Source organism: Ruminococcoides sp. (assembly GCF_057037865.1).
In genome coordinates this window covers 108,908-130,114 of sequence record NZ_DBLZMS010000006.1, presented here as the reverse complement: position 1 = coordinate 130,114, position 21,207 = coordinate 108,908, and the positions used below count along the sequence as shown (strand labels likewise).

General features: G+C 43.4%; 19 protein-coding genes. 11 read left to right on the top strand and 8 right to left on the bottom strand.

Annotated elements, in window-relative coordinates:
• Positions 1-20: 20 nt before the first annotated feature.
• The 5 genes from AC2HW8_RS06970 to AC2HW8_RS06950 all read right to left on the bottom strand — a co-directional run bounded on the left by AC2HW8_RS06970 (position 21) and on the right by AC2HW8_RS06950 (position 5,054).
• Positions 21-284 (bottom strand): HPr family phosphocarrier protein, encoded by a 264-nt coding sequence (locus AC2HW8_RS06970; RefSeq protein WP_015522639.1) that lies wholly within the window; start codon positions 282-284, stop codon positions 21-23.
• Between the two features lie 146 nt (positions 285-430).
• Positions 431-2,356 (bottom strand): PTS fructose transporter subunit IIABC, encoded by a 1,926-nt coding sequence (locus tag AC2HW8_RS06965; protein ID WP_117979572.1) that lies wholly within the window; start codon positions 2,354-2,356, stop codon positions 431-433.
• Between the two features lie 15 nt (positions 2,357-2,371).
• Positions 2,372-3,277: a 1-phosphofructokinase gene (pfkB, locus tag AC2HW8_RS06960; protein ID WP_015522641.1), complete on the bottom strand. Its 906-nt coding sequence runs from the start codon at positions 3,275-3,277 to the stop codon at positions 2,372-2,374.
• On the bottom strand, positions 3,255-4,022 hold the full coding sequence (locus AC2HW8_RS06955) for a DeoR/GlpR family DNA-binding transcription regulator (RefSeq protein WP_021883525.1): 768 nt from the start codon (positions 4,020-4,022) through the stop codon (positions 3,255-3,257). Before AC2HW8_RS06955 ends, pfkB begins: the two co-directional genes overlap by 23 nt.
• Positions 4,023-4,412: 390 nt before the next feature.
• Positions 4,413-5,054: a Crp/Fnr family transcriptional regulator gene (locus tag AC2HW8_RS06950; RefSeq protein WP_021883526.1), complete on the bottom strand. Its 642-nt coding sequence runs from the start codon at positions 5,052-5,054 to the stop codon at positions 4,413-4,415.
• A 269-nt stretch (positions 5,055-5,323) separates the two neighbouring features.
• Here AC2HW8_RS06950 and nrdD point away from each other — a divergent pair, with 269 nt between their 5' ends.
• The 3 genes from nrdD to AC2HW8_RS06935 all read left to right on the top strand — a co-directional run bounded on the left by nrdD (position 5,324) and on the right by AC2HW8_RS06935 (position 8,883).
• Positions 5,324-7,495: an anaerobic ribonucleoside-triphosphate reductase gene (gene nrdD / locus AC2HW8_RS06945; protein WP_117522792.1), complete on the top strand. Its 2,172-nt coding sequence runs from the start codon at positions 5,324-5,326 to the stop codon at positions 7,493-7,495.
• Positions 7,495-8,031 (top strand): anaerobic ribonucleoside-triphosphate reductase activating protein, encoded by a 537-nt coding sequence (nrdG, locus tag AC2HW8_RS06940; protein WP_046431920.1) that lies wholly within the window; start codon positions 7,495-7,497, stop codon positions 8,029-8,031. Before nrdD ends, nrdG begins: the two co-directional genes overlap by 1 nt.
• A 138-nt stretch (positions 8,032-8,169) precedes the next feature.
• A complete protein-coding gene (locus AC2HW8_RS06935; protein WP_304007506.1) occupies positions 8,170-8,883 on the top strand; it encodes a zinc ribbon domain-containing protein in 714 nt (237 codons plus the stop codon).
• Between the two features lie 288 nt (positions 8,884-9,171).
• Here AC2HW8_RS06935 and AC2HW8_RS06930 read toward each other — a convergent pair whose 3' ends face one another.
• The 3 genes from AC2HW8_RS06930 to AC2HW8_RS06920 are packed head-to-tail and all read right to left on the bottom strand — an operon-like array spanning position 9,172 to position 14,136.
• Complete coding sequence (locus tag AC2HW8_RS06930) at positions 9,172-10,377, bottom strand: aspartate kinase (RefSeq protein ID WP_015522647.1); 1,206 nt, start codon at positions 10,375-10,377, stop codon at positions 9,172-9,174.
• Between the two features lie 24 nt (positions 10,378-10,401).
• Positions 10,402-11,637, bottom strand: a complete 1,236-nt coding sequence (locus AC2HW8_RS06925; protein ID WP_021883530.1) for a homoserine dehydrogenase — start codon at positions 11,635-11,637, stop codon at positions 10,402-10,404.
• Between the two features lie 45 nt (positions 11,638-11,682).
• Entirely contained in the window at positions 11,683-14,136 is a 2,454-nt protein-coding gene (locus AC2HW8_RS06920) for a transglycosylase domain-containing protein (RefSeq protein WP_484327336.1), read from the bottom strand.
• Between the two features lie 324 nt (positions 14,137-14,460).
• Here AC2HW8_RS06920 and AC2HW8_RS06915 point away from each other — a divergent pair, with 324 nt between their 5' ends.
• The 8 genes from AC2HW8_RS06915 (at position 14,461) to accC (ending at position 21,202) form a co-directional block, all read left to right on the top strand.
• Complete coding sequence (locus AC2HW8_RS06915; protein WP_484327335.1) at positions 14,461-14,790, top strand: hypothetical protein; 330 nt, start codon at positions 14,461-14,463, stop codon at positions 14,788-14,790.
• A gap of 210 nt (positions 14,791-15,000) precedes the next feature.
• Positions 15,001-15,951 carry an enoyl-[acyl-carrier-protein] reductase FabK gene (gene fabK / locus AC2HW8_RS06910; protein WP_021883534.1) on the top strand — a complete coding sequence of 317 codons (951 nt, stop codon included), beginning with the start codon at positions 15,001-15,003 and terminating at the stop codon, positions 15,949-15,951.
• A complete protein-coding gene (gene fabD, locus AC2HW8_RS06905; RefSeq protein ID WP_484327334.1) occupies positions 15,939-16,841 on the top strand; it encodes an ACP S-malonyltransferase in 903 nt (300 codons plus the stop codon). The genes fabK and fabD overlap by 13 nt, the downstream gene beginning before the upstream one ends.
• A gap of 22 nt (positions 16,842-16,863) precedes the next feature.
• A complete protein-coding gene (fabG, locus tag AC2HW8_RS06900) occupies positions 16,864-17,607 on the top strand; it encodes a 3-oxoacyl-[acyl-carrier-protein] reductase (protein ID WP_015522653.1) in 744 nt (247 codons plus the stop codon).
• A gap of 17 nt (positions 17,608-17,624) precedes the next feature.
• Positions 17,625-18,854: a beta-ketoacyl-ACP synthase II gene (fabF, locus tag AC2HW8_RS06895; RefSeq protein ID WP_021883537.1), complete on the top strand. Its 1,230-nt coding sequence runs from the start codon at positions 17,625-17,627 to the stop codon at positions 18,852-18,854.
• A 14-nt stretch (positions 18,855-18,868) separates the two neighbouring features.
• On the top strand, positions 18,869-19,342 hold the full coding sequence (gene accB, locus AC2HW8_RS06890; protein ID WP_021883538.1) for an acetyl-CoA carboxylase biotin carboxyl carrier protein: 474 nt from the start codon (positions 18,869-18,871) through the stop codon (positions 19,340-19,342).
• Positions 19,343-19,354: 12 nt separating this feature from the next.
• Entirely contained in the window at positions 19,355-19,774 is a 420-nt protein-coding gene (locus tag AC2HW8_RS06885) for a 3-hydroxyacyl-ACP dehydratase FabZ family protein (protein ID WP_015522656.1), read from the top strand.
• Between the two features lie 69 nt (positions 19,775-19,843).
• Positions 19,844-21,202: an acetyl-CoA carboxylase biotin carboxylase subunit gene (gene accC, locus AC2HW8_RS06880; protein WP_046431914.1), complete on the top strand. Its 1,359-nt coding sequence runs from the start codon at positions 19,844-19,846 to the stop codon at positions 21,200-21,202.
• Positions 21,203-21,207 lie beyond the last annotated feature (5 nt).

Here is a 21,207-nt window from a genome sequence, read left to right as displayed (position 1 = left end):
TAACTGGTCTGTCAGGGCCATTATTCGCCAAGACCGCTCTCAATGAGCTGTACTGCCTCTGCAAGTGCCTCGTTTTCGTCAGCACCGTCGCAAACAACTTCAATTTCACTGCCGCACTTGATGCAAGCCGCAATAATGTTGAGGAGGCTCTTTGCGTTGTACTGATTGCCGTTGAATTTGATTGTTACATCACAGCTGTATTTGCCCATAGCTGTTGCAAAAACCGATGCCGGACGCATATGGAATCCCTGCGCATTTGTGAGTACGAGTTCTTTTGATACCATAATAAAATCTCCTTTATAAATAAATTTGTGTTTTGAAGTTTTGAATCTAATGTCGTGAAAGTTCTTTGAGTTTTGAGGGGTGGCACCGGCTTTTACACCGGTGCCGAGGAACAAAACATTTCAAAAAACGGGTAATAGCAAATTAATTATTTTTTAATCGGTCTTTTGAGAAGTGCAAGCATAAGCATTGTAACTACTGCACCGATTGCAAGAGCAAGGAGGTAGAAATACCATGTACCCTGCATTGTTGCGAATACGAAGATACCGCCGTGAGGAGCCATAAGCTTACAGCCAAAGAGAGCTGAAAGTGCGCCTGCTACTGCAGAACCAACGATACATGAAGGGATAACCTGAAGCGGATGACCTGCTGCGTAAGGAATTGCACCTTCTGTGATGAATGAAAGTCCCATTACATAGTTTACGGGAGCATTCTTTCTTTCTTCGTCTGTCCAACGATTCTTGAAGAATGTGTTTGAAAGAGCGATTGCGATTGGAGGAACCATACCGCCGATCATAACTGCTGCCATAATGATGTATGCCTGATCGTCTGCGTTTGCAAGGTTAAGTGTTGCGAATGCATAAGCTGCCTTGTTGAAAGGACCGCCCATGTCGATAGACATCATACCTGCGAGGAGCGCACAGAGCGGAACCATCATTGCAGGGTTAGAGGCAATAGCGTTAAGGCCGTTTGACATACCTGAGTTAATCATACCCATGAATGGGTTGACTGCGCACATTACAACGAGAATACCGCCGAGTCCGAGAAGCGGATAGATGAGAACGGGCTTGATACCCTCAAGAGCCTTAGGCATCTTATCGCACATTTTTTCAATACCGAGCATTAAGTAACCGCCTACGAAACCTGCGAGCAAGCCGCCGAGGAAGCCTGACGGAACTGTTTCTGCAGCGGCAGGATCCATAAAGGTTGCGCCTGATGTTGCAAGGAAACCGCCTACAAGACCAACGAGAAGACCGGGACGGTCTGCAATTGACATTGCGATAAAGCCTGAAAGGATAGGAACCATAAGGTTAAATGCCACACCGCCGAGTGTCTTAAACCATGCGGCTGCTGGAGTTACCGTACCGAATGCACTGCCAACCTCCTGTGCGTTAACACCGCATGCAATATCAATGAGGAATGCGATTGCAATGAAGATACCGCCTGCTACAACGAACGGGAGCATATGTGATACACCGTTCATAAGGTGACCGTAAGCGCCGCCTCTCTTCCTTGGAGCATCTGCAGAACCGCCTTTGTGATGATATACGGGAACTTCTTTGTTTACAATCTTGTTGATAAGCTCTTCCGGCTTATGAATACCGTCTGAAACGGCACACTGTAAAACGGGCTTGCCGTCAAAACGGGCAAGATTTATTGTGATGTCAGCGGCAATGATGATACCGTCACAATTTGCAATTTCTTCTTCGGTAAGCACATTCTTTGCACCGCCCGAACCGTTTGTTTCAACCTTAATCGGAATGTTAAGGCTGTCGCCGGCTTTCTGGAGTGATTCAGCCGCCATATAAGTATGAGCAATACCTGTTGGACAGGCTGTGATAGCAAGAACTCTGTAACCCTTCTTTGCAGGAACTTCTGCCTTTGGTTCATCGGGGAACTTTTCTGTTTCTCTTGCGTCAATAATCGAGATGAATTCTTCCGGAGTTTTTGCGGCTTTAAGCTTTGCGGTAAAATCTTCATGCATCAAAAGCTGCATAAGTCTTGCAAGTACTTCAAGATGAACATCACCGTCTGTTGTTGCGGCAATCATAAAGAGCAGCTTACAGGGCTTACCGTCGGGCGAGTCATAATCTACACCGTCGGGGACTGTGATAGCTGTGAGGGCGGGAGCTTTTACAGCTTCGCTCTTGGCATGGGGAATTGCAACCTCCATACCTACGGCTGTTGTGCCGAGTTCTTCACGGTTGAGGATTCCCTCTTTGTAGGCTTTAACATCCTTGAGGTTTCCGCATTTTTCATGTAATGAAACAAGTTTGTCAATTGCTTCGCTCTTGTCGGCAACTTTAACGCCGAGAGCAATACCCGATTTTTTTAATAAATCTGTGATACGCATATTTTTCTCTCCTTTTTAATTGAATTTTGCAAGCAATTCATTTATTTTTTCTTTTGTGGCAAGTCCGTCAAGAAATGCCGTTGCATTTCCGCACACACTGCCCAATTTCAGCGCATAGGGGTAGCTTTTTGTTTTTTCATATCCTGCCACAAAGCCTGCTACCATTGAGTCTCCCGAACCGACTGTGTTAATTACCTTTTCTTTGAGGACTCCTGCTTTGTGCCTTTTTCCAAATTCGTCAATGAGCATTGCTCCGTCACCGCCGAGTGAAATCAGAACATTTTTTGCACCGAGTTTCTGCAGCTCTTTTGCATACTTTTCAATATCATCCTCGGTGTTGATTTCAACTCCGAACATTTCGGAAAGTTCCTGTCTGTTCGGCTTGATGAGGAACGGCTTGTACTTGAGTGCGTTGAGTAAAAGTTTTTTTGTTGCGTCAACTACAATTCGTACATCCTTGCCCTTGATTCTTTCAAGGATTCTTTCGTAAACATCATCAGGCATCGTATTCGGAATGTTTCCTGCAATTACGATTGTGTCGCCGTCGGATATTCTGTCAATTTTTGAAAACAGCCTTTCAAGTTCGCCTTCACTTATGTGAGGTCCCTGACAATTGATTTCTGTTTCAACGCCGGCTTTGATTTTTATGTTGATTCTTGAAATTCCACTTTCAAGCTTAATAAAGTCGGTGATAATCCTGTCGTTGCGAATACCCTTTTCAATGGCGTCACCCGTAAAGCCTGCAACAAATCCGAATGCCGTACTTTCAAGGTCAAGCTCTGCAAGTACGCATGAAACATTGATTCCCTTACCTCCGTAGTAATATTCTTCGGCGGTTGTTCGGTTTGTTATTCCCGGAACAAGTGAATCAAGTCTGACAATGTAGTCAATTGACGGATTAAGCGTTACGGTGTAAATCATTTTTTACCTCCTTTATCACCGTTGCCTGCGAAAAGTCCGGCGTAGGCAGTTTGTCGGTGATTATACAACATTTTCGCAGAGGGGCAAATGTTACGGAATACACCCTGCGAAATTTTGAATGGTCTGCAAGAACAAATGCCATATAAGATTTGTTGATTGCCGTTTCCTTTATAAGACCTTCTTCAATGTCGGGGGTTGTGAATCCCGAACCGATGTCAATTCCGTTTGCTCCCATAAAAGCTTTTGTAAAGTTAAAGCAGTTTATGCTTTTTATTGCTTCGGCACCCACAACAGCCTCGGTAAGCGGTTTTATTTTTCCGCCTACTATATATGTCTGCATACCCTTGTGGATAAGCATTCTGGCGTGTGTTATGCCGTTTGTAACATATGTTGCGTTTGTATTTGTAATGTGGTCAACAAGCTTTAATGTTGTTGTTCCTGCGTCAATATAAACAAAGTCAGAGTCATGGATAAGCTTTGCACAGTATTCTGCAACCGCATCTTTTTCATCGCTCATAACGGTTTCACGATTGCTTACCGCATCTTCAAAAACGCCCTCGTTTCTGGTGATTGAAGTTGCACCGCCGAAAACCTTTGTGAGCTTTCCCATCTCATCAAGAGCGGAAAGATCTCTTCTTATTGTTGACTCGGATGAGTCAAGTAACTTTGTTAATTCCGACACCGTGACCGAATTTTTTTCTTCGAGCAAATCAAGTATTGCACGATATCTGTCCTGTGTAAGCATTATCCTCACCTCTTGACTATCTTGACTATCTTGACTATATTATAACACCCGTTTTTTAAAAGTCAAGCAAAATCGGTCAAAAAAATTCAAAAAAATTTAAAGACAGCAAAATTAGCTAACAAAAAAAGTGTCGAGCGTTATTTAAAAACAGTATAAATTTACCGTTTTTGCAATTAAAATTGGTGTTTTTGTTTTTCTTCATTCAAAATCAGTCAAATTAATTATTTTGATTATAATTCTTTTAGCGTGTTGACTGCAAGGTGTTTTTATACTACAATATTAATCGTTGTGTACAAAAAAAGCCTGCAAGTTTTTTGCAGGCTCAAAACGGCGAAATCACGCATTTATATTTTTTGTTTTTTATGTTTTTTTATACATATATGTCATATGTCATTCTGACAAATCTTCAATGACTGTGATTTTTCGTTTTTCGGAGATTATAATATTTTCCTCATTCATCTTTTTTATTTCACGCATCATTGCACTTCGGTCAACAGAAAGGTAATCTGCAAGGTCGGAAAGAGGGAGAGGAAGATAAAAGGTGTTTTTTCCTTTTTCGGTTTTAATGTATTCAAAAAAAGTCAAAAGCTTGCTCCTCAGCGTCTGCTGACAGAGAATGTCTGTGTGAGCAAGACTTTTTTTATGAGATTTTTTGATGTATGCACTTATAATCCGCTGGTGTTTACTGCAATGCTTTTCACAACAGGCTGTAAATTTTGAGTATTTCACGAAATCAATTTTGCAGTTTGTTTTGGCACTCAGATAAAAAATTCTGTTGTCTGATTCGGGTACAATGCAGGTGACGATTATGTCGCCCTTTTCATAAAAAGAAATAATTCTCCGCTGATTTTCGGCATTGTCGGTTGTCAGATAAACAGTTCCTTCTTTTATGATACAAATTGTGTCATTTTCGGGTGAATATGTAGTTATGATTTCACCCCTTTTATACTCTCTTTCAATAGGTTTAAAACACTCGTTTATCCCGATGAAATCTGATTTTTTAAGCCTTGCACCGCCTATTTCTTCTATCATTTGCAACACTCCATAATGTGTGGCGTTTTTTATCTTGCCACAAGATATAGTATAGTATATCACATAATTGTTGCCTGTGCAACAGTATTTATATTGCAATTATTGTATAATTAGTCTTACATCGCAAGGAAGGTTTGGTTCCTTGCAATTTTATTGCACAACGCATTTTTTAAACGGCATTATTGAAAAATTTATTTTTTTATTCGGATTAACAGATATAGGATATTTTACCAAGGAAGTACCGCAAAATAATAAAAAGGGGAAGGATTATGAGAATTATTAAGCGTAACGGCTCAGAAGAAGATTTCAACATTGAAAAAATTATTAATGCCGTTAAAAAAGCAAACGGTTCGGGGGAACACAAGTTCCTTACAGACGAACAGATTGAGGATGTTGCCGACTATGTTGAATATAAGTGCAACAAAATCAGGAGAGCAGTGTCCGTTGAAGAAATTCAGGATATGGTTGAGGATCAGCTCATGGCAAAGGGTGCGTTTGAGCTTGCAAGAAGATATGTGCGTTACCGCTACAATCGCTCGCTTGTTCGTAAGGCAAACACTACCGATAACAGAATTCTTTCGCTTATCGAGTGCAATAACGAGGAAGTAAAGCAGGAAAATTCAAACAAGAACCCTACCGTCAACAGCGTTCAGCGTGACTATATGGCTGGTGAGGTCAGTCGTGACCTTACAAGAAGAATGCTTTTGCCGGCTGATATTGTTGAGGCTGATAAGGAAGGTATTATTCACTTCCACGATTCGGACTATTTTGCACAGCATATGCACAACTGCGATCTTGTAAACCTTGAGGATATGTTGCAAAACGGTACCGTTATCAGCGATACGCTTATTGAAAGACCGCACAGCTTTTCAACGGCGTGTAACATTGCAACTCAAATTATTGCACAGGTTGCAAGTAACCAGTACGGCGGTCAGAGCATAAGCCTTGCTCATCTTGCACCGTTTGTTCAGGTTTCCCGTGAGAAAATCCGCAGAGAAACTCTTGCGGAAATCGAAGAACTCGGTGTTCATCCCACAGAAGAGAAAATCAACGATATCGTTGAGCAAAGACTTCGCAAAGAAGTAAACCGTGGTGTTCAGACCATTCAGTATCAGGTTGTTACTTTGCTCACAACAAACGGTCAGGCTCCGTTTGTAACCGTGTTTATGTATCTTAACGAGGCTAAAAACGAGCAGGAAAAGCACGACCTCGCTATGATTATTGAAGAAACACTCAAACAGCGTCACAAGGGCGTAAAAAATGAAAAGGGTGTGTGGATTACACCTGCGTTTCCAAAGCTTATTTATGTGCTTGAGGAGGATAACATAACAGAGGACAGCAAGTATTGGTATCTTACGGAGCTTGCTGCAAAATGTACCGCAAAGAGAATGGTTCCCGACTATATCTCGGAGAAGGTTATGCTCCAGAGCAAAATTGATAAAAACGGTGAGGGCCATTGCTTTACCTGTATGGGTTGCAGAAGCTTCCTTACTCCTTATGTTGACGAAAACGGCAAGCCGAAATATTACGGCAGATTCAATCAGGGCGTTGTGACTGTAAATCTTATTGATATCGGACTCAGCGCAGGCAAGGATCTTGATAAATTCTGGAAGATTTTTGACGAGAGAATGGAACTTTGCCACAGAGCATTGCAGTGCCGTCACGAGCGTCTTACAGGCACTCTTTCGGATGCCGCTCCTATTTTGTGGCAGTACGGTGCTTTGGCAAGACTTAAAAAGGGTGAGAAGATTGACAAGCTTCTCCATGGCGGTTATTCAACGCTTTCACTCGGTTATGCAGGTCTTTGGGAGTGCGTTTACAGCCTTATCGGCAAAAAGCTCACAGAAAAAGAGGGCAAAGAACTCGGTCTTAAAATTATGCAGAAGCTAAACGACTATTGTGCAAAGTGGAAAAAGGCTGAAAACATTGACTACAGCCTTTATGGTACTCCTCTTGAAAGCACAACATATAAGTTTGCAAAGTGTCTTCAAAAGCGTTTCGGCATTATCAAGGGCGTAACAGATAAAAACTACATCACTAACAGCTATCATGTTCATGTTACCGAGAATATTGACGCATTCAGCAAGCTGAAGCTTGAATCCGAATTTCAGGCTTTGTCGCCGGGCGGTGCAATCAGCTATGTTGAAGTTCCGAATATGCAGGATAACATTCCCGCTGTTTTACAGGTTATCAAGTTCATTTACGATAACATTATGTATGCAGAGCTTAACACAAAGAGCGACTACTGTCAGGTTTGCGGATATGACGGAGAAATCAAGATCGTTCACGATGACGGCAAGCTTGTGTGGGAGTGTCCTAACTGCGGCAACCGTGATCAGGATAAGATGAATGTTGCAAGAAGAACCTGTGGATATATCGGAACTCAGTTCTGGAATCAGGGCAGAACTCAGGAAATTGAGGAAAGGGTGCTTCATCTTTGATGAATTACGGAGAAATTAAACTCTGCGATATTGCAAACGGTGAGGGAGTAAGAGTATCGCTCTTTGTATCCGGTTGTACGCATCATTGCAAAAACTGCTTTAATCCGCAGACATGGAGTTTTGATTACGGCGAACCTTTTACAAAAGAGGTTGAGGATAAAATTCTCAAAGAGCTTGAACCGTCATATATTGACGGCTTGTCATTGCTCGGCGGAGAACCCTTTGAACCTTCAAATCAAAGAGCCTTAGTGCCGTTTTTAAAGCGTGTCAGAGAAAAATATTCCGACAAAACAATTTGGTGTTATTCGGGCTATTTGTTTGACAAGGAGCTTCTTTCCGACAGCAGAGCAAGGTGTGAATGTACGGATGAAATGCTTTCAATGATTGATGTGCTTGTTGACGGTGAATTTGTTGAGGCTCTTCACGATATAAGCCTTGCGTTCAGAGGCTCGTCAAATCAGCGTATTATAGATGTAAAAGCGTCACTCAAAGAAAATAAAATAATTCCCCACAAGCTTATGAAAAGGGGAGTGTAATAAAAAGCGACAGCCGTAAAACTGTCGCTTTTTGTAATATTATTGAATTATTGCGTGGAATGTTGTTGATTTTGTAAGGCAAATAGTGTAAAATGATAGCATACTATTTATAGAATATTATGCAAGGAGCGATTATATATGGTATGTAAAAATTGCAATCACGAAATTGACAACGGAGCAATGTTCTGTACTTACTGCGGAACACCTGTTGAGCAGACTCCGGAACCTGAAACACAGCCTGTTGAAAATGCTTCAACCGAAGATGCTGCGCAGAACCCTTACGAGAATGTGCAGACTACACAGCCTGAGGTTGATAACGCACAGCCGACTGCCGACAGTCAGCCACAGCAGAATCCGTATTCTCAGCAGTACGGTCAGCCAAATCAAACTTATTATCAACAACCGCAGTCTAACAAAACTTCATACGGTCAGCAGTTTACAAACTCACCGAACAATGATTACGGCGCAAATCAAAGCAAGTACGGCAATCAATATCAGAGCTACAACAACGGCTATAATCAGCAGTACAACACGCAGTATCAGCAGACATACAACTCACAACCTGTACCGCCCGTTGCACCGCCATACGGTACTCCGGATACTCAGCCTGTAAGCATAGGTGGTTGGATCGGCGTTATGCTTTTAACCTGTCTGCCGATTGTAAACCTCATTATGCTCTTTGTTTGGGCGTTCAGCTCATCAACAAAGAAGTCACTCAAAAACTATGCAAGAGCCGCTCTTATCCTGGCTCTTATCGGAGTTGTGCTTGTGGTAGTTATTTCAATTATACTTGCAGTCTGCGGTATCAGTATCTTCAACGAATTTTCCAATTCAGGATATTACTATCATTAAATTTAACGGTGAATCGCTGTACCAAATTCGTACAGAGAGCTTTATAATGTTAAAAACAAAGTTTACCGATACAAAAAAATCCCTGTCCATAACGGACAGGGATTTTCATTTGCGTTATAAAAAAGTTTTAGGACTGCGAACCTCGGCTCTTCTAATGTCAAGCCTCGTTGTTCTCCGCTATTCCTAAAATAACTTCCACTCGTCTAATCCGTTTCAATTACTTGCGTAATTTTCACGGCTTAGTCCTCGTCGGTCGTTATTTTAGGGCTGCGAACCTCGGCTCTTCTATTAGTCAAAGAATTTGCTGTGGATAGCGCTTACGGCCTTGTCAGCGTCTGCTGAATCAATAAGAACCGAAACCTTGATTTCGCTTGTGCTGATCATCTGGATGTTGACCTGAGCGTCATAAAGAGCCTCGAACATCTTTGTAGCAACGCCTGCGTGGCTTTCCATACCTGCACCGACAATTGAAATCTTAGCTACCTTATCGTCATAGAGAATTTCCTCTGCACCGAGGTTCTCTGTGTATTCCTTCATAAGAGCAACAGCCTCTTCGCCTCTGTTCTTGGCAACTGTAAAGCTGATGTCCTTCTTGCCGTCATGACCGATTGACTGAAGAATAATGTCAACATTGATATCTTTAGCAGAAAGCTTTGAGAACATCTTAAAAGCAAGACCGGGGATATTCGGAACACCCATAACAGAAATTCTTGCAACATCTGTATCTTTAGCAACACCGCTGATTAACATTTTTTCCATTTTAGTTTTCTCCTTTACAATTGTACCCGAAGCCTTTGTCATACTTGAAAGCACTTCAAGCTCGATATTATATTTTTTAGCCATTTCAACCGAACGGTTGTTAAGAACCTGAGCACCGAGTGTAGCAAGCTCAAGCATTTCGTCATAAGAGATTTCCTGAAGCTTCTTAGCGTTCTTAACCTTTCTCGGATCAGCTGTGTAAACACCCTCAACATCGGTGAAAATCTGACAGAGATCAGCGTGCATTGCAGCCGCAATAGCTACGGCACTTGTGTCTGAACCGCCTCTGCCGAGTGTTGTAATATCGCCGTATTTTGAAATGCCCTGGAAGCCTGCAACGATTACAATGTTCTTCTTGTCAAGCTCTTTCTTAATTCTGTCAGGCTCAACTTTTCTGATTCTTGCGCTTGTGTGAGCAGAAGTGGTATTGAAACCTGCCTGCCAGCCAAGAAGAGAAACAGCGTGGTAACCGAGCTTTTCGATTGCCATTGCAAGAAGTGAAATAGAAATCTGCTCGCCTGCGGCAAGAAGCATATCCTTTTCTCTTTTTGAAGCCTTTGGATTGATTTCGTTTGCCTTTTCAATGAGATCGTCTGTTGTGTCGCCCTGAGCGGATACAACAACTACAACATCATTGCCCTTTGCGTAAGTGTCTGTTACGATTGATGCAACATTCATTACTCTTTCGGCATTGGCAACAGAGCTGCCGCCAAATTTCTGAACTATCAAACTCATGTACTTAATACTCCCTCTGTAAAATTATAAATCAGCCACACGGATACTTGAAAGTACCGAAACACCGTCAGCCTCAAGCTGAGCAATCTTCTCGGCAAATTCGTTGTACGGCATAGCCTTGACAACAAATGCTTTTTCGTCGGCAGGTGCGTCAGCCTTATTGATTACTGTTACCTCACCGAATAATTTTTCTGCCTTTTCTGCAACATTACTGCCGTTTGCACGAACATACATGGCACGGCTTGACTCCTCCCAAGGAAGAATGTTTTTGCCGTTGCCGTCTGCCCAGTAAAGGAACTTTCTTGTCTTGAGGTGCTTACAGCAGTCGATTACATCGGCTACAACTGCGCTTGCTGTAGGAAGCTTGCCTGCACCCTTGCCGTAGAATACTACATCGCCTGTGCAGTCGCCTCTTACCATAATGCCGTTGAACTCATAGTCAATGTTAGCAAGCTGGCTCTTGTTCGGAACGAGCATAGGAGCAACGATAATGTCAATCTTGCCGTCCGCAAGACGCTTAACACTGCCGATAAGTTTAATTACGCAATGGAAAGCCTCAGCGTATCTTACATCTTCAAGTGTAATTTTTGTAATGCCCTCTGTATGTACAGAGTCGGGATAAACATGCTTTCCGTATGCAAGAGATGCAAGAATACAAATCTTACGGCAAGCGTCGTGACCTTCGATATCAGCGGCAGGATTTCTCTCGGCAAAGCCAAGCTCCTGAGCAAGTTTGAGCGCATCGTCAAACTGCATACCGTCTTCAATCATCTTTGTAAGGATAAAGTTTGTTGTACCGTTAAGAATACCGGCAATCTCGTCAACATTGTTTGCAACAAGACACTGGCTCATCGGGCGGATAATCGGAATACCGCCGCCTACCGATGCTTCAAAGAGGAAGTTTGTGTTTGTTTCCTTTGAAATTTCAAGGAGTTCTGCACCGTGAGCGGCAACAAGCTCCTTGTTTGAAGTAACAACACTCTTACCTGCTTTAAGACATCTCTTTACAAAGTCATAAGCAGGATTAAGACCGCCCATAACTTCAACAACAACTCTTATTTCGAGGTCGTTGATGATATCTTCAAAGTTTTTTGTGAATCTGTCTGCAAGCGGGCTGTCGGGGAATTCGCGAAGGTCAAGAATCTTCTTGACATAAACCTCTTCACCGATGCTTGCATAAAGCTTCTGTTTGTGTGTTGTAAAGATTTCGGCAACGCCCGAACCTACAACACCGTGACCCATAATTGCTATTGAAACCATATCTAAAAACCTTTCCTTTCGAGTTTTTGGTTTTAACCTGTTATTTTATTCTGCGGCAGGGGGAGCTTCCTCACCGCCGCCTGACGATTCACCGCCTCCGGAGCTTTCGCCTCCGCCTGAGGATTCCCCTCCGCCGGAAGGTTCTCCGCCTGAATTATCTCCTCCGCCGGAAGGTTCTCCGCCTGAATTATCTCCTCCGCCGGAGGTGTCGCCGCCTGAATTATCTCCTCCGCTGTTGCTTGTGTCGCCGCCGTAATTGCTACCGCTGTTGTCACCGCCGTAATTGGGATTGTAGTAGCTTGAGGAGTCTGAGACATCTGAGCCGTATTCATAGTTACCGCTGTAATATGAACCTCCCGAACTCGGCATATTGTCCTCGGTGTAGTAGCCCACATACCGTCCCGAAATATTATCTGTTGAAACAATAAGTCCCGTTGTAGGATTATATGTTGCCTCAATCAGGTTATTGGATATTTTATATTCCTTGTTTTCTTTGCCTTTAAGGTACTTGCCCATAACATTTGCAAAGAATTTTGTTGCCGTTGTTCTTCCGCTGTAGGAAATGGTTTTAGGCTTATCAAAACCGCACCATGTAGCCATTACGGCATATGGTGAACATCCGCAGAACCATGAATCCTTATCGTCATCGGTTGTACCTGTTTTGCCGATAATGTCCCAGCCTGAAATCTGAGCGTAATGTGCGTTTGTGTGAGCGCTGTTTGTAACATTGTAGTGAAGCAGTCGGTTCATGATTCCTGCTGTTTCGGCTGAATAAGCCTGTTTCGGAACTGCGTCACGGTTATCAATGATTATGTTGTCCTCTGAGTCGGTTACATAGTAGTATGTGTACGGTTCGTAGTAAAGACCGCCGTTGCCGAGATATGTGTAAGCAGCCGCCATTTCTCTTACTGTAACACCGCCGTTCATACCGCCGATTGAAAGAGCACCCGTATTCTGTGCATCCTGTTCCGTAAGATTCTGGAATCCCATTTTTGTAACAACCTGCTGATAAGCAACGCTCGGACCGCCGATAAGCTCCATTGTCTGAGCAGCTGTTGCGTTTGATGACCACTCGATTGCATCGGGAAGACTCATATTGCCGTTGTAGTAGCCGTATGCGTTGTTAGGACCCGAAACAAGCTGACCGCTTTCATTTGTACGATAGTTGTCAAGCGGTTCATCAAGAACCATTGATGAGAAATAAAGCTTCTTTGATTCGATTGCATAAGGGTAGACAACAACAGGCTTGATTGAAGAACCCGGCTGAAGTACGGAGTTGTAGGATCTGTCCCAGCTGAGAGCGCCCTCTTTTTTTGTTGAAGAGCCGACTGTTGCGATTACTCTGCCGTCATATCCCATAATTGTTGACGCAATCTGAAGGTCGGAATCATTTGATTTATCAATATTGAGTGCCGCATTTTCAAGGTAGGTCTGAGCATTTTCATCCATTGCACAGTAGATTTTAAGTCCCTCTGTGTAAAGCTTTGAAGATGCCGCAGATTCGCTTATGTTGTAATATTCTGCAATGTCCTTTTGAAGATCACGAAAGACCTGATCAATATACCAGTTCTGAACATCAGCCTCGTCATTGTCGTCATCGTCATCGGATGCCTGCCAGCCGACAAATTTCATTGTGGCACTTTCTTTCATAGCCGCATCAAATTCGTCTTTAGAAATTTTTTTCTGATCATACATTTCATTGAGAACGATTTCACGGCGCTCCTTGTTGTTTTCGGGGAAAACAAGCGGATTCCATCTTGACGGGTTTTGTGTAATTCCCGCAATTGCCGCACATTCCGCAATTGAACAGTCCTTTATGCTCTTGCCGAAGTAAAGCTGAGCCGCAGATTCAACGCCCTGACAGTTATTGCCGAAGTTTACAACATTGAGATAGGCTTCAAGAATCTGATCCTTTGTGTATTCCTGTTCAAGCTTTAGTGCCTTTGTGATTTCACGAAGCTTTCTTGTAATTGAAACCTCGTTGTCATCTGTAATGTTCTTAATGAGCTGCTGGGTGATTGTTGAACCGCCGTATGAGTCCGAACCGGTTGCAAGATTTGCAACGGCGGAAAGTGTTCTGCCCCAGTCAACACCGTTGTGGTCAAAGAAACGCTTGTCCTCAATTGCGACAACCGCATCTTTCATTGCCTGAGGAATATCCTGATTGTCAACCCAGATTCTGTTCTCGGTATCGTATAGTTTCTGATACTCTTTAAATTCCTTTGTATCCTCATTCTGAATATATATTCGGCTTGTCTGGTTCATAGACTTTGCCTTGAGGTCAATGCCCGTAGGCTCGGACGCAATGGTGAAAATGTAGACAGCAAGTGAAATGCCCGTAATAAGCAGAGCAACCAGGCATACCGAACAAACGGTAATCAGGAACTTGCCAAAACCCCTGAAAAATCTTTTTACACCTCCGTCAGCTTTTTCGGATAATTCATTTTGCTGAATATCCTTCTTATACTGACTGATGTCAGTTTCACGCTTGTTTCGCATATTATCTCCTTTATCAATTCACAATTTACGGTTAAACGAACAACCGTCGGTTTGTAATTTGTCTGAGTGATTTGCACAAACGCAGTGCGCCGGCTGTAATACATAAATTATATAATAACATATATGTTCAAAATTACAAGCAGAAATACTCATTTGATTATTATATCACCTGAAAAGAAAAAAATAAATATATTAATGCAAATTTCTCTTAAAAAATATGCAGAATTAAGGCGGCCTTTTGGTTGGAATTTTATAAAAATGATGAATATAACCGTTGGTTCGGGAAAAAATAAAAGTAAAAACTGACGGAAAGAGTGCTGTAATATGAAAAAAATAGTTGGATTAACAGGTGTGATTCTGATTGCGTGTATGATGATAAGCTCGCTTTTTGCTCCCGTGAATTCTGCGGAAAACACCTCTGCAACAGGCAATTATTCGTCATCGCAGAATAACGGTATAACGGAAGGAGATTACATCATAAAAGCTGAAAAAGGGTATATTGTAGTGTACAAAAAAGGCGAGGACAAAGCGTATCTGACAACCGACTGCAGAGTATCAAATCTTCCGAAAGGCGACGCACTTTACCTTGAAAGAGGAATTGAAATAAAGGGGAAAGAAAACCTTATGAGGGCTCTTGAGGACTATTGCAGTTAAAGGCTTAATGGTAAGATAATTCTTCATATATATTGACTTTTCTGTGCTTTTATATTGACTTTTCTGTGCTTTTGGAGTAAAATCAGACTGATATGCCATAAAGTATGGTATCAGGTGCAGAATTTGCCGTAAATTTTTCAAAATAATGAAATCTTGCAAATTTTCTGTTTCTGAAAATCAAGTAAAAATGCAGAAAAGGAGATATTACATATGATTTCTACTGTCATTGACCAGTCGCTCGGTCTTGAGTTCCCTATTTTTCAGGGAGGCATGGCTTGGGTGGCTGATGCATCGCTTGCCGCAGGTGTTTCAAACGCAGGCGGTCTCGGCATTATTGCAGCTATGAATTCCAACGGTGAACAGCTCCGTGAGGAAATCAGAAAGTGCAAAACAATGACCGATAAAATTTTCGGCGTAAACATCATGCTTATGAGTCCGTTTGCAGAGGAAGTAAGCGATGTTGTAGTTGAAGAGGGCATCAAGGTCATCACAACAGGTGCAGGCAACCCCGGCAAGTACATGGCAAAGTGGCTTGAGGCAGGCATCAAGGTTATTCCTGTTGTTCCTAGCGTTGCACTTGCAAGGAAAATGGAAAAAGACGGTGCTTTTGCCGTTATCGCAGAGGGCGGCGAGTCAGGCGGTCATGTCGGTGATCTCACAACAATGGCTCTTGTTCCTCAGGTTGTTGATGCAGTAAATATACCTGTAATTGCCGCAGGCGGTATTGCAGACGGCAGACAGATTGCCGCAGCATTTATGCTCGGCGCTCAGGGCGTTCAGGTCGGCACAAGATTTCTCGTTGCAAAGGAATGTACTATCTCTCAGGAATATAAGAACAAAATTCTCAAAGCAAGAGATATTGACACGGTTGTAACAGGTAAAAGACTCGGTCATCCTGTTCGTTCAATCCGTAACTCGTTTACCCGTGAATATACAAAGGCTGAGTACGATTCGGCTAATGTTTCCGATGAGGAGCTTGAAAATATGGGACTCGGCAGACTCAGAAGAGCCGTGAGAGAGGGCGATGTTTCTCAGGGTACCGTTCTTGCAGGACAGGTTGCAAGTATGGTTAAAAAGGAACAGCCGGCAAGAGAAATGATTGAAGAGATGTTCTCACAGGCAGAAGAAGTATTGAACGGAGCAACAAAATGGGTAAAATAGCATTTATTTTTTCAGGTCAGGGCGCACAGTACAGCGGTATGGGCAAGGATCTTTACGATAATTCGCCTGCCGCAAAGGCTGTTTACGAAATGGCTGATTCTATAAGAGAAAACACTTCAAAGCAGTGCTTTGAGGGTACAATGGAGGAGCTTTCAAAGACAGTAAATACACAGCCGTGTATTTTTACCGCCGACCTTGCGGCCGCAAGAGCTCTTGTTGAAAAGGGTATCACTCCCGATTGCGTAGCCGGCTTTTCACTCGGTGAGATTTCTGCACTTGCTTTTTCGGGAATCCTTTCCGATGAAGAGGCTTTCAGACTCGTTTGCAAAAGAGGCGAGCTTATGGACAAAGCCGCAACGGAAAATCCGGGTGCAATGGCTGCCGTATTAAAGCTTACTCCCGAAAAGGTTGAAGAAATCTGCTCAAGGTTTGACAAAACATATCCCGTAAACTACAACTCACCGGCTCAGACTGTTGTTGCAACAACAAGTGAAAATGCAGACGCTTTCTGCGAGGCAGTTAAAGCAGAGGGCGGAAGGGCAAAACTTCTTGCAGTAAGCGGTGCGTTCCATTCTCCCTTTATGGCTGATGCCGCAGAGGGACTCGGAAGGTATATGGAAAATGTTGACTTTGCTCAGCCAAAGGTTCAGATTTATTCCGATTACACGGCTCAGCCGTATTCGGGCGATTTCAAAACGCTTGTCAAAGCACAGGTTGAGAATCCCGTAAAATGGCAGACTATTGTTGAAAATATGATTAATGACGGCGTTGATACCTTTATTGAGGTTGGTGTGGGCAAAACTCTCACAGGTCTTGTAAAGAGAATCAACGGAGAGGTAAAGGCATTCAAGGTTGAAACTGCGGCTGATATTGACGCACTTGAACTTTGATGCTGTTCGGAGGTATAATATAATGAGATTTGAAAATAAAACAGCCGTAGTAACAGGTGGCTCAAGAGGTATCGGCCTTGCAATCGCAACAAAGCTTGCAAAAGAGGGTGCTAACATCGCAATTCTCTATGTTGGTGACGAAAACGAGGGTATTAAGGCTAAGGAAGAGCTTTCGCAGTACGGCACAAAGGTTGAGCAGTATTTCTGCGATGTTTCAAACTTTGAAGAGTCAAAGAAGGTTGTCGATAAGGTTATCGAGGAGTTCGGCAGTATCGAAATTCTTGTAAACAACGCAGGTATCACAAGAGATAAGCTCGTTTTAAATATGGACGAAAAAGATTTTGACGCTGTAATCAATGTAAACCTCAAGGGTACATTCAACATGATTAAGCATACATACAAGCACTTTATGAAAAAGCGTTACGGCAGAATCTGCAGCACAGCGTCAATTGTCGGTCTTACCGGCAACGCAGGTCAGGCTAACTATTCTGCGTCAAAGGCCGGTATTATCGGTCTTACAAAGTCGGTTGCAAAGGAACTTGCAGGCAGAGGCGTTACGGCTAATGCAGTTGCTCCGGGTTACATTGCAACAGATATGACAAGTGTACTTCCCGATAAGGTAAAGGACGCAATGAAAGCACAGATTCCTGCAAAGCGTATCGGTACTCCCGATGATGTTGCAGATGTAGTAGCTTTCCTCTGCTCTGACGATGCCGCTTATGTAACAGGCGAGGTTATCAGAGTTGACGGCGGACTTGCAATGTAATTGATTTGGAGGATATAATGAGCAGAAGAGTAGTTGTAACAGGTATGGGCGCAATTTCACCGATTGGTAACGATGTGCCTACAATGTGGAAAAATATGGTTGACGGCGTTTGCGGTATCGAAACAATCACAGCTTTCGATACAAGTGACCTCAAGGTTCACATCGCAGGTACAGTCAAGGATTTTGATCCCACACAGTATATTGAGAAAAAAGAAGTAAGAAAGCTTGATCCATATACACAGTACGCAATCGCAGCGGCACAGCAGGCAGTTGACGACAGCGGTATCATAGGCAAGATTGACGAGAACCGTTTCGGTGTTTATATCGGCGCAGGTATCGGCGGTTTGCAGACCTTTGTTAAGAATACAGTGGGCATGGAAAACGGAGGCCCGAGAAAGGTTTCTCCTTTCTTCATTCCGATGATGATCGGTAATATCGCAACAGGCAATGTTGCAATCCGTTTTAACGCAAAAGGTGTGTCTCTTTCGGTTATGAGCGCCTGTGCAACAGGTACAAATTCAATCGGTGAGGCTTTCCACTGCATTAAGGACGGCTACGCTGACGCTATCATCGCAGGCGGTGCAGAGGCAGTTGTTGCTCCTCTCACAATTGCAGGTTTCCAGAATATGAAAGCACTTTCAACAAACGATGATCCAAAGCACGCATCCCGTCCGTTTGACAAGAATCGTGACGGTTTCATCATGGGCGAGGGCGCAGGTATGCTCGTTCTTGAAGAGTATGAGCACGCAGTTGCAAGAGGTGCTAAGATTTATGCAGAGCTTTCAGGCTACGGCAATACTTGTGATGCACATCATGTTACAGCTCCCGATCCTAACGGTGCAGGTCTTGCAAGAGCAATTAAGATTGCTTTTGAGGAGGCAAATGTTGCCGATGACGCACAGCTTTACATCAATGCTCACGGCACAAGCACACATCTTAACGACCTTACCGAAACAATGGCTATCAAGACGGCTCTCGGTGAAAAGGCTTATGATGCAAATATCAGCTCAACAAAATCAATGACAGGTCATCTTCTCGGTGCAACAGGTGCAATTGAGGCTATCGCTTCTGTTATGGCTCTCAATGACGGTGTTATTCCGCCGACAATCAACCTTGACGAACCCGATGAAGGTCTTGACCTTAACTATACACCTAACAAAGCAGTTAAGCGTGATGTAAATGTTGCCGCTTCAACCAACCTCGGCTTTGGCGGACATGACGCTTGTCTTGTATTTAAAAAATATTAAGCGAGGGAATTACTATGAATAAAATTGAAGAAATCAAGGAATATATTTCCCTTCTTGAAAATTCTTCTTTGAGCGTTCTTGAAATTGAAAAAGAGGACGGTACAAAGATTCATCTTGAAAAAGAACATCCGGCACAGCAGATTTTTAATGCATCTCCAATCGGTGCATATCAGCCGACTGCAACAGATGTTCCCGCTCCTGCGCCTGTTCAGCCACAGGCTCCTGCGGCTCAGTCTGCCGCTCCCGAGGAAGACGCCAAGACTGTAAACGCTCCGATTGTCGGCGTATTCTATGCCGCATCGGCACCGGGCAAGGCTCCTTTTGCTCCTGTCGGAAAGAAAGTAAGCAAGGGCTCAACCGTTTGCATTATCGAGGCTATGAAGTGCATGAACGAAATTCAGGCTGAGGACGACTATGAAATCGTTGAAGTTCTTGTTAAGGACGGAGATCTTGTTGAATACGGTCAACCGTTATTCAAGGTTAAATAATCGGAGGACTGTATGAATCAGGAAGAAATTAAAAAGATTTTGCCGCATCGTGACAATATGCTTCTTGTTGAAGAGGCTGAAAGTGTTGACGAAAACACGGCAAAGGGCAGATATACAATCAAAGGTGACGAGTTCTTTTTACAGGGACATTTCCCAGGTAACCCCGTTGTTCCGGGTGTTATTCTCTGCGAAATGATGGGACAGGCAAGTTGTTGTCTTCTTGCAGACAAGGTTAAGAACTGCACACCTTACTTTACAAAGATGAACAATGTTAAGTTCAGAAATCCCGTGAAACCGGGCGACACTCTTGAAAGTGTCTGCACACTCACAAAGAGCAGAGGTGCATTCTACTTTATTGACGCAAAGGGTTATGTTGACGGCAAGCTCTGTGTAAGTGCCGAGCTTTCGTTTGCACTTGTTGAAAATAAGTGATTTTAAAGGCTGTCTGTGCCGTTTTGGGTGCAGACAGCCGTAATGCGATAAATAACTGGAAGTGAAAAAATGTTCTCAAAAATTCTGATTGCCAACCGAGGCGAAATTGCAGTAAGAATTATCCGTGCCTGCCGTGAAATGGGCATCAGCACAGTAGCAATTTATTCTGAGGCAGACAAGGATTCCCTGCATGTTCAGCTTGCCGATGAAAGCTACTGCGTAGGCGGTAACCGTGTTGCCGACAGCTACCTCAATATGCCTGCAATTCTCACCGTTGCCGTTGAAAGCGGTGCTCAGGCTATTCATCCCGGCTACGGACTCTTGTCCGAAAATGCCAAGTTTGTTTCGCTCTGTGAACAGTGCAACATCAACTTTATCGGTCCTTCATCCGAAATGATAAAGCTTTTGGGCGACAAGGACAACGCAAGAAAGACTATGCGTGCCGCAGGTGTTCCCGTAACCCCCGGCTGCGATATTGTTGAAAGCGTTGAACAGGCAAAAGAGGAAGCTGAAAAAATCGGTTTTCCGCTTCTCATCAAGGCTCGTTCGGGCGGCGGCGGAAAGGGTATTCGCCGTGTTGATTCAATAGAGCAGTTTGAAGAGGCATTTTTGTCAGCTTCAAGCGAGGCGCAGTCAGCATTCGGTGACGGTGCCTGCTACATAGAAAAATTCATTCACCCTGTAAAACACATTGAAATGCAGCTCTTGTGTGATAAATACGGCAATATCGTTTGTCTTGGTGAGCGTGAATGCTCTGTTCAGAGAAAGAATCAGAAGATGATTGAAGAAAGTCCAAGCCCCGCTCTTGACGAGAAAACCCGTAAAGAGATGATGATTGCGGCTGTTAAGGCGGCAAAGGCAGTCAACTATGTCAATGCAGGCACAGTTGAATTTTTGCTTGATATGGACAACAACTTCTACTTTATGGAAATGAACACCCGTCTGCAGGTTGAACACGGTGTTACGGAAATGGTAACAGGTCTTGACATTGTTCAGTGGCAGATAAGAATTGCCGCAGGTGCAAAGCTTTCCCGCACTCAGGACAGCATCTTCACACACGGCAATGTAATTGAATGCCGAATCAATGCCGAAAATCCGGAAAAGGGATTCAGACCGAGCTGCGGAAGAATTACAAGACTTCACACCCCGGGCGGTGCATTTGTAAGATTTGATACGGCGATTTATCAGGACTATTTTGTTCCTCCGTACTATGATTCGATGATCGGCAAGCTGATTGTTCAGGCAAGAAGCCGTGCCGAGGCGATCAGAAAGATGAAAATGGCTCTTTCCGAGCTTACCATTGACGGAATTGACATTAACCGTGACCTTCTTGCCGAGATTCTCTCGGACGAACAGTTTGTGAGCGGTGAATATACAACAGATTTTATGGCAGAGTTTGAAGAGAAACACGCCGACAGGAAGAAGTAAAAGAT

What these genes read in the sequence shown, in the direction of transcription:
- AC2HW8_RS06970 (WP_015522639.1), bottom strand. Translation starts at nt 284, where the DNA reads ATGGTATCAAAAGAACTCGTACTCACAAATGCGCAGGGATTCCATATG.
- AC2HW8_RS06965 (WP_117979572.1), bottom strand. Translation starts at nt 2,356, where the DNA reads ATGCGTATCACAGATTTATTAAAAAAATCGGGTATTGCTCTCGGCGTT.
- pfkB (WP_015522641.1), bottom strand. Translation starts at nt 3,277, where the DNA reads ATGATTTACACCGTAACGCTTAATCCGTCAATTGACTACATTGTCAGA.
- AC2HW8_RS06955 (WP_021883525.1), bottom strand. Translation starts at nt 4,022, where the DNA reads ATGCTTACACAGGACAGATATCGTGCAATACTTGATTTGCTCGAAGAA.
- AC2HW8_RS06950 (WP_021883526.1), bottom strand. Translation starts at nt 5,054, where the DNA reads ATGATAGAAGAAATAGGCGGTGCAAGGCTTAAAAAATCAGATTTCATC.
- nrdD (WP_117522792.1), top strand. Translation starts at nt 5,324, where the DNA reads ATGAGAATTATTAAGCGTAACGGCTCAGAAGAAGATTTCAACATTGAA.
- nrdG (WP_046431920.1), top strand. Translation starts at nt 7,495, where the DNA reads ATGAATTACGGAGAAATTAAACTCTGCGATATTGCAAACGGTGAGGGA.
- AC2HW8_RS06935 (WP_304007506.1), top strand. Translation starts at nt 8,170, where the DNA reads ATGGTATGTAAAAATTGCAATCACGAAATTGACAACGGAGCAATGTTC.
- AC2HW8_RS06930 (WP_015522647.1), bottom strand. Translation starts at nt 10,377, where the DNA reads ATGAGTTTGATAGTTCAGAAATTTGGCGGCAGCTCTGTTGCCAATGCC.
- AC2HW8_RS06925 (WP_021883530.1), bottom strand. Translation starts at nt 11,637, where the DNA reads ATGGTTTCAATAGCAATTATGGGTCACGGTGTTGTAGGTTCGGGCGTT.
- AC2HW8_RS06920 (WP_484327336.1), bottom strand. Translation starts at nt 14,136, where the DNA reads ATGCGAAACAAGCGTGAAACTGACATCAGTCAGTATAAGAAGGATATT.
- AC2HW8_RS06915 (WP_484327335.1), top strand. Translation starts at nt 14,461, where the DNA reads ATGAAAAAAATAGTTGGATTAACAGGTGTGATTCTGATTGCGTGTATG.
- fabK (WP_021883534.1), top strand. Translation starts at nt 15,001, where the DNA reads ATGATTTCTACTGTCATTGACCAGTCGCTCGGTCTTGAGTTCCCTATT.
- fabD (WP_484327334.1), top strand. Translation starts at nt 15,939, where the DNA reads ATGGGTAAAATAGCATTTATTTTTTCAGGTCAGGGCGCACAGTACAGC.
- fabG (WP_015522653.1), top strand. Translation starts at nt 16,864, where the DNA reads ATGAGATTTGAAAATAAAACAGCCGTAGTAACAGGTGGCTCAAGAGGT.
- fabF (WP_021883537.1), top strand. Translation starts at nt 17,625, where the DNA reads ATGAGCAGAAGAGTAGTTGTAACAGGTATGGGCGCAATTTCACCGATT.
- accB (WP_021883538.1), top strand. Translation starts at nt 18,869, where the DNA reads ATGAATAAAATTGAAGAAATCAAGGAATATATTTCCCTTCTTGAAAAT.
- AC2HW8_RS06885 (WP_015522656.1), top strand. Translation starts at nt 19,355, where the DNA reads ATGAATCAGGAAGAAATTAAAAAGATTTTGCCGCATCGTGACAATATG.
- accC (WP_046431914.1), top strand. Translation starts at nt 19,844, where the DNA reads ATGTTCTCAAAAATTCTGATTGCCAACCGAGGCGAAATTGCAGTAAGA.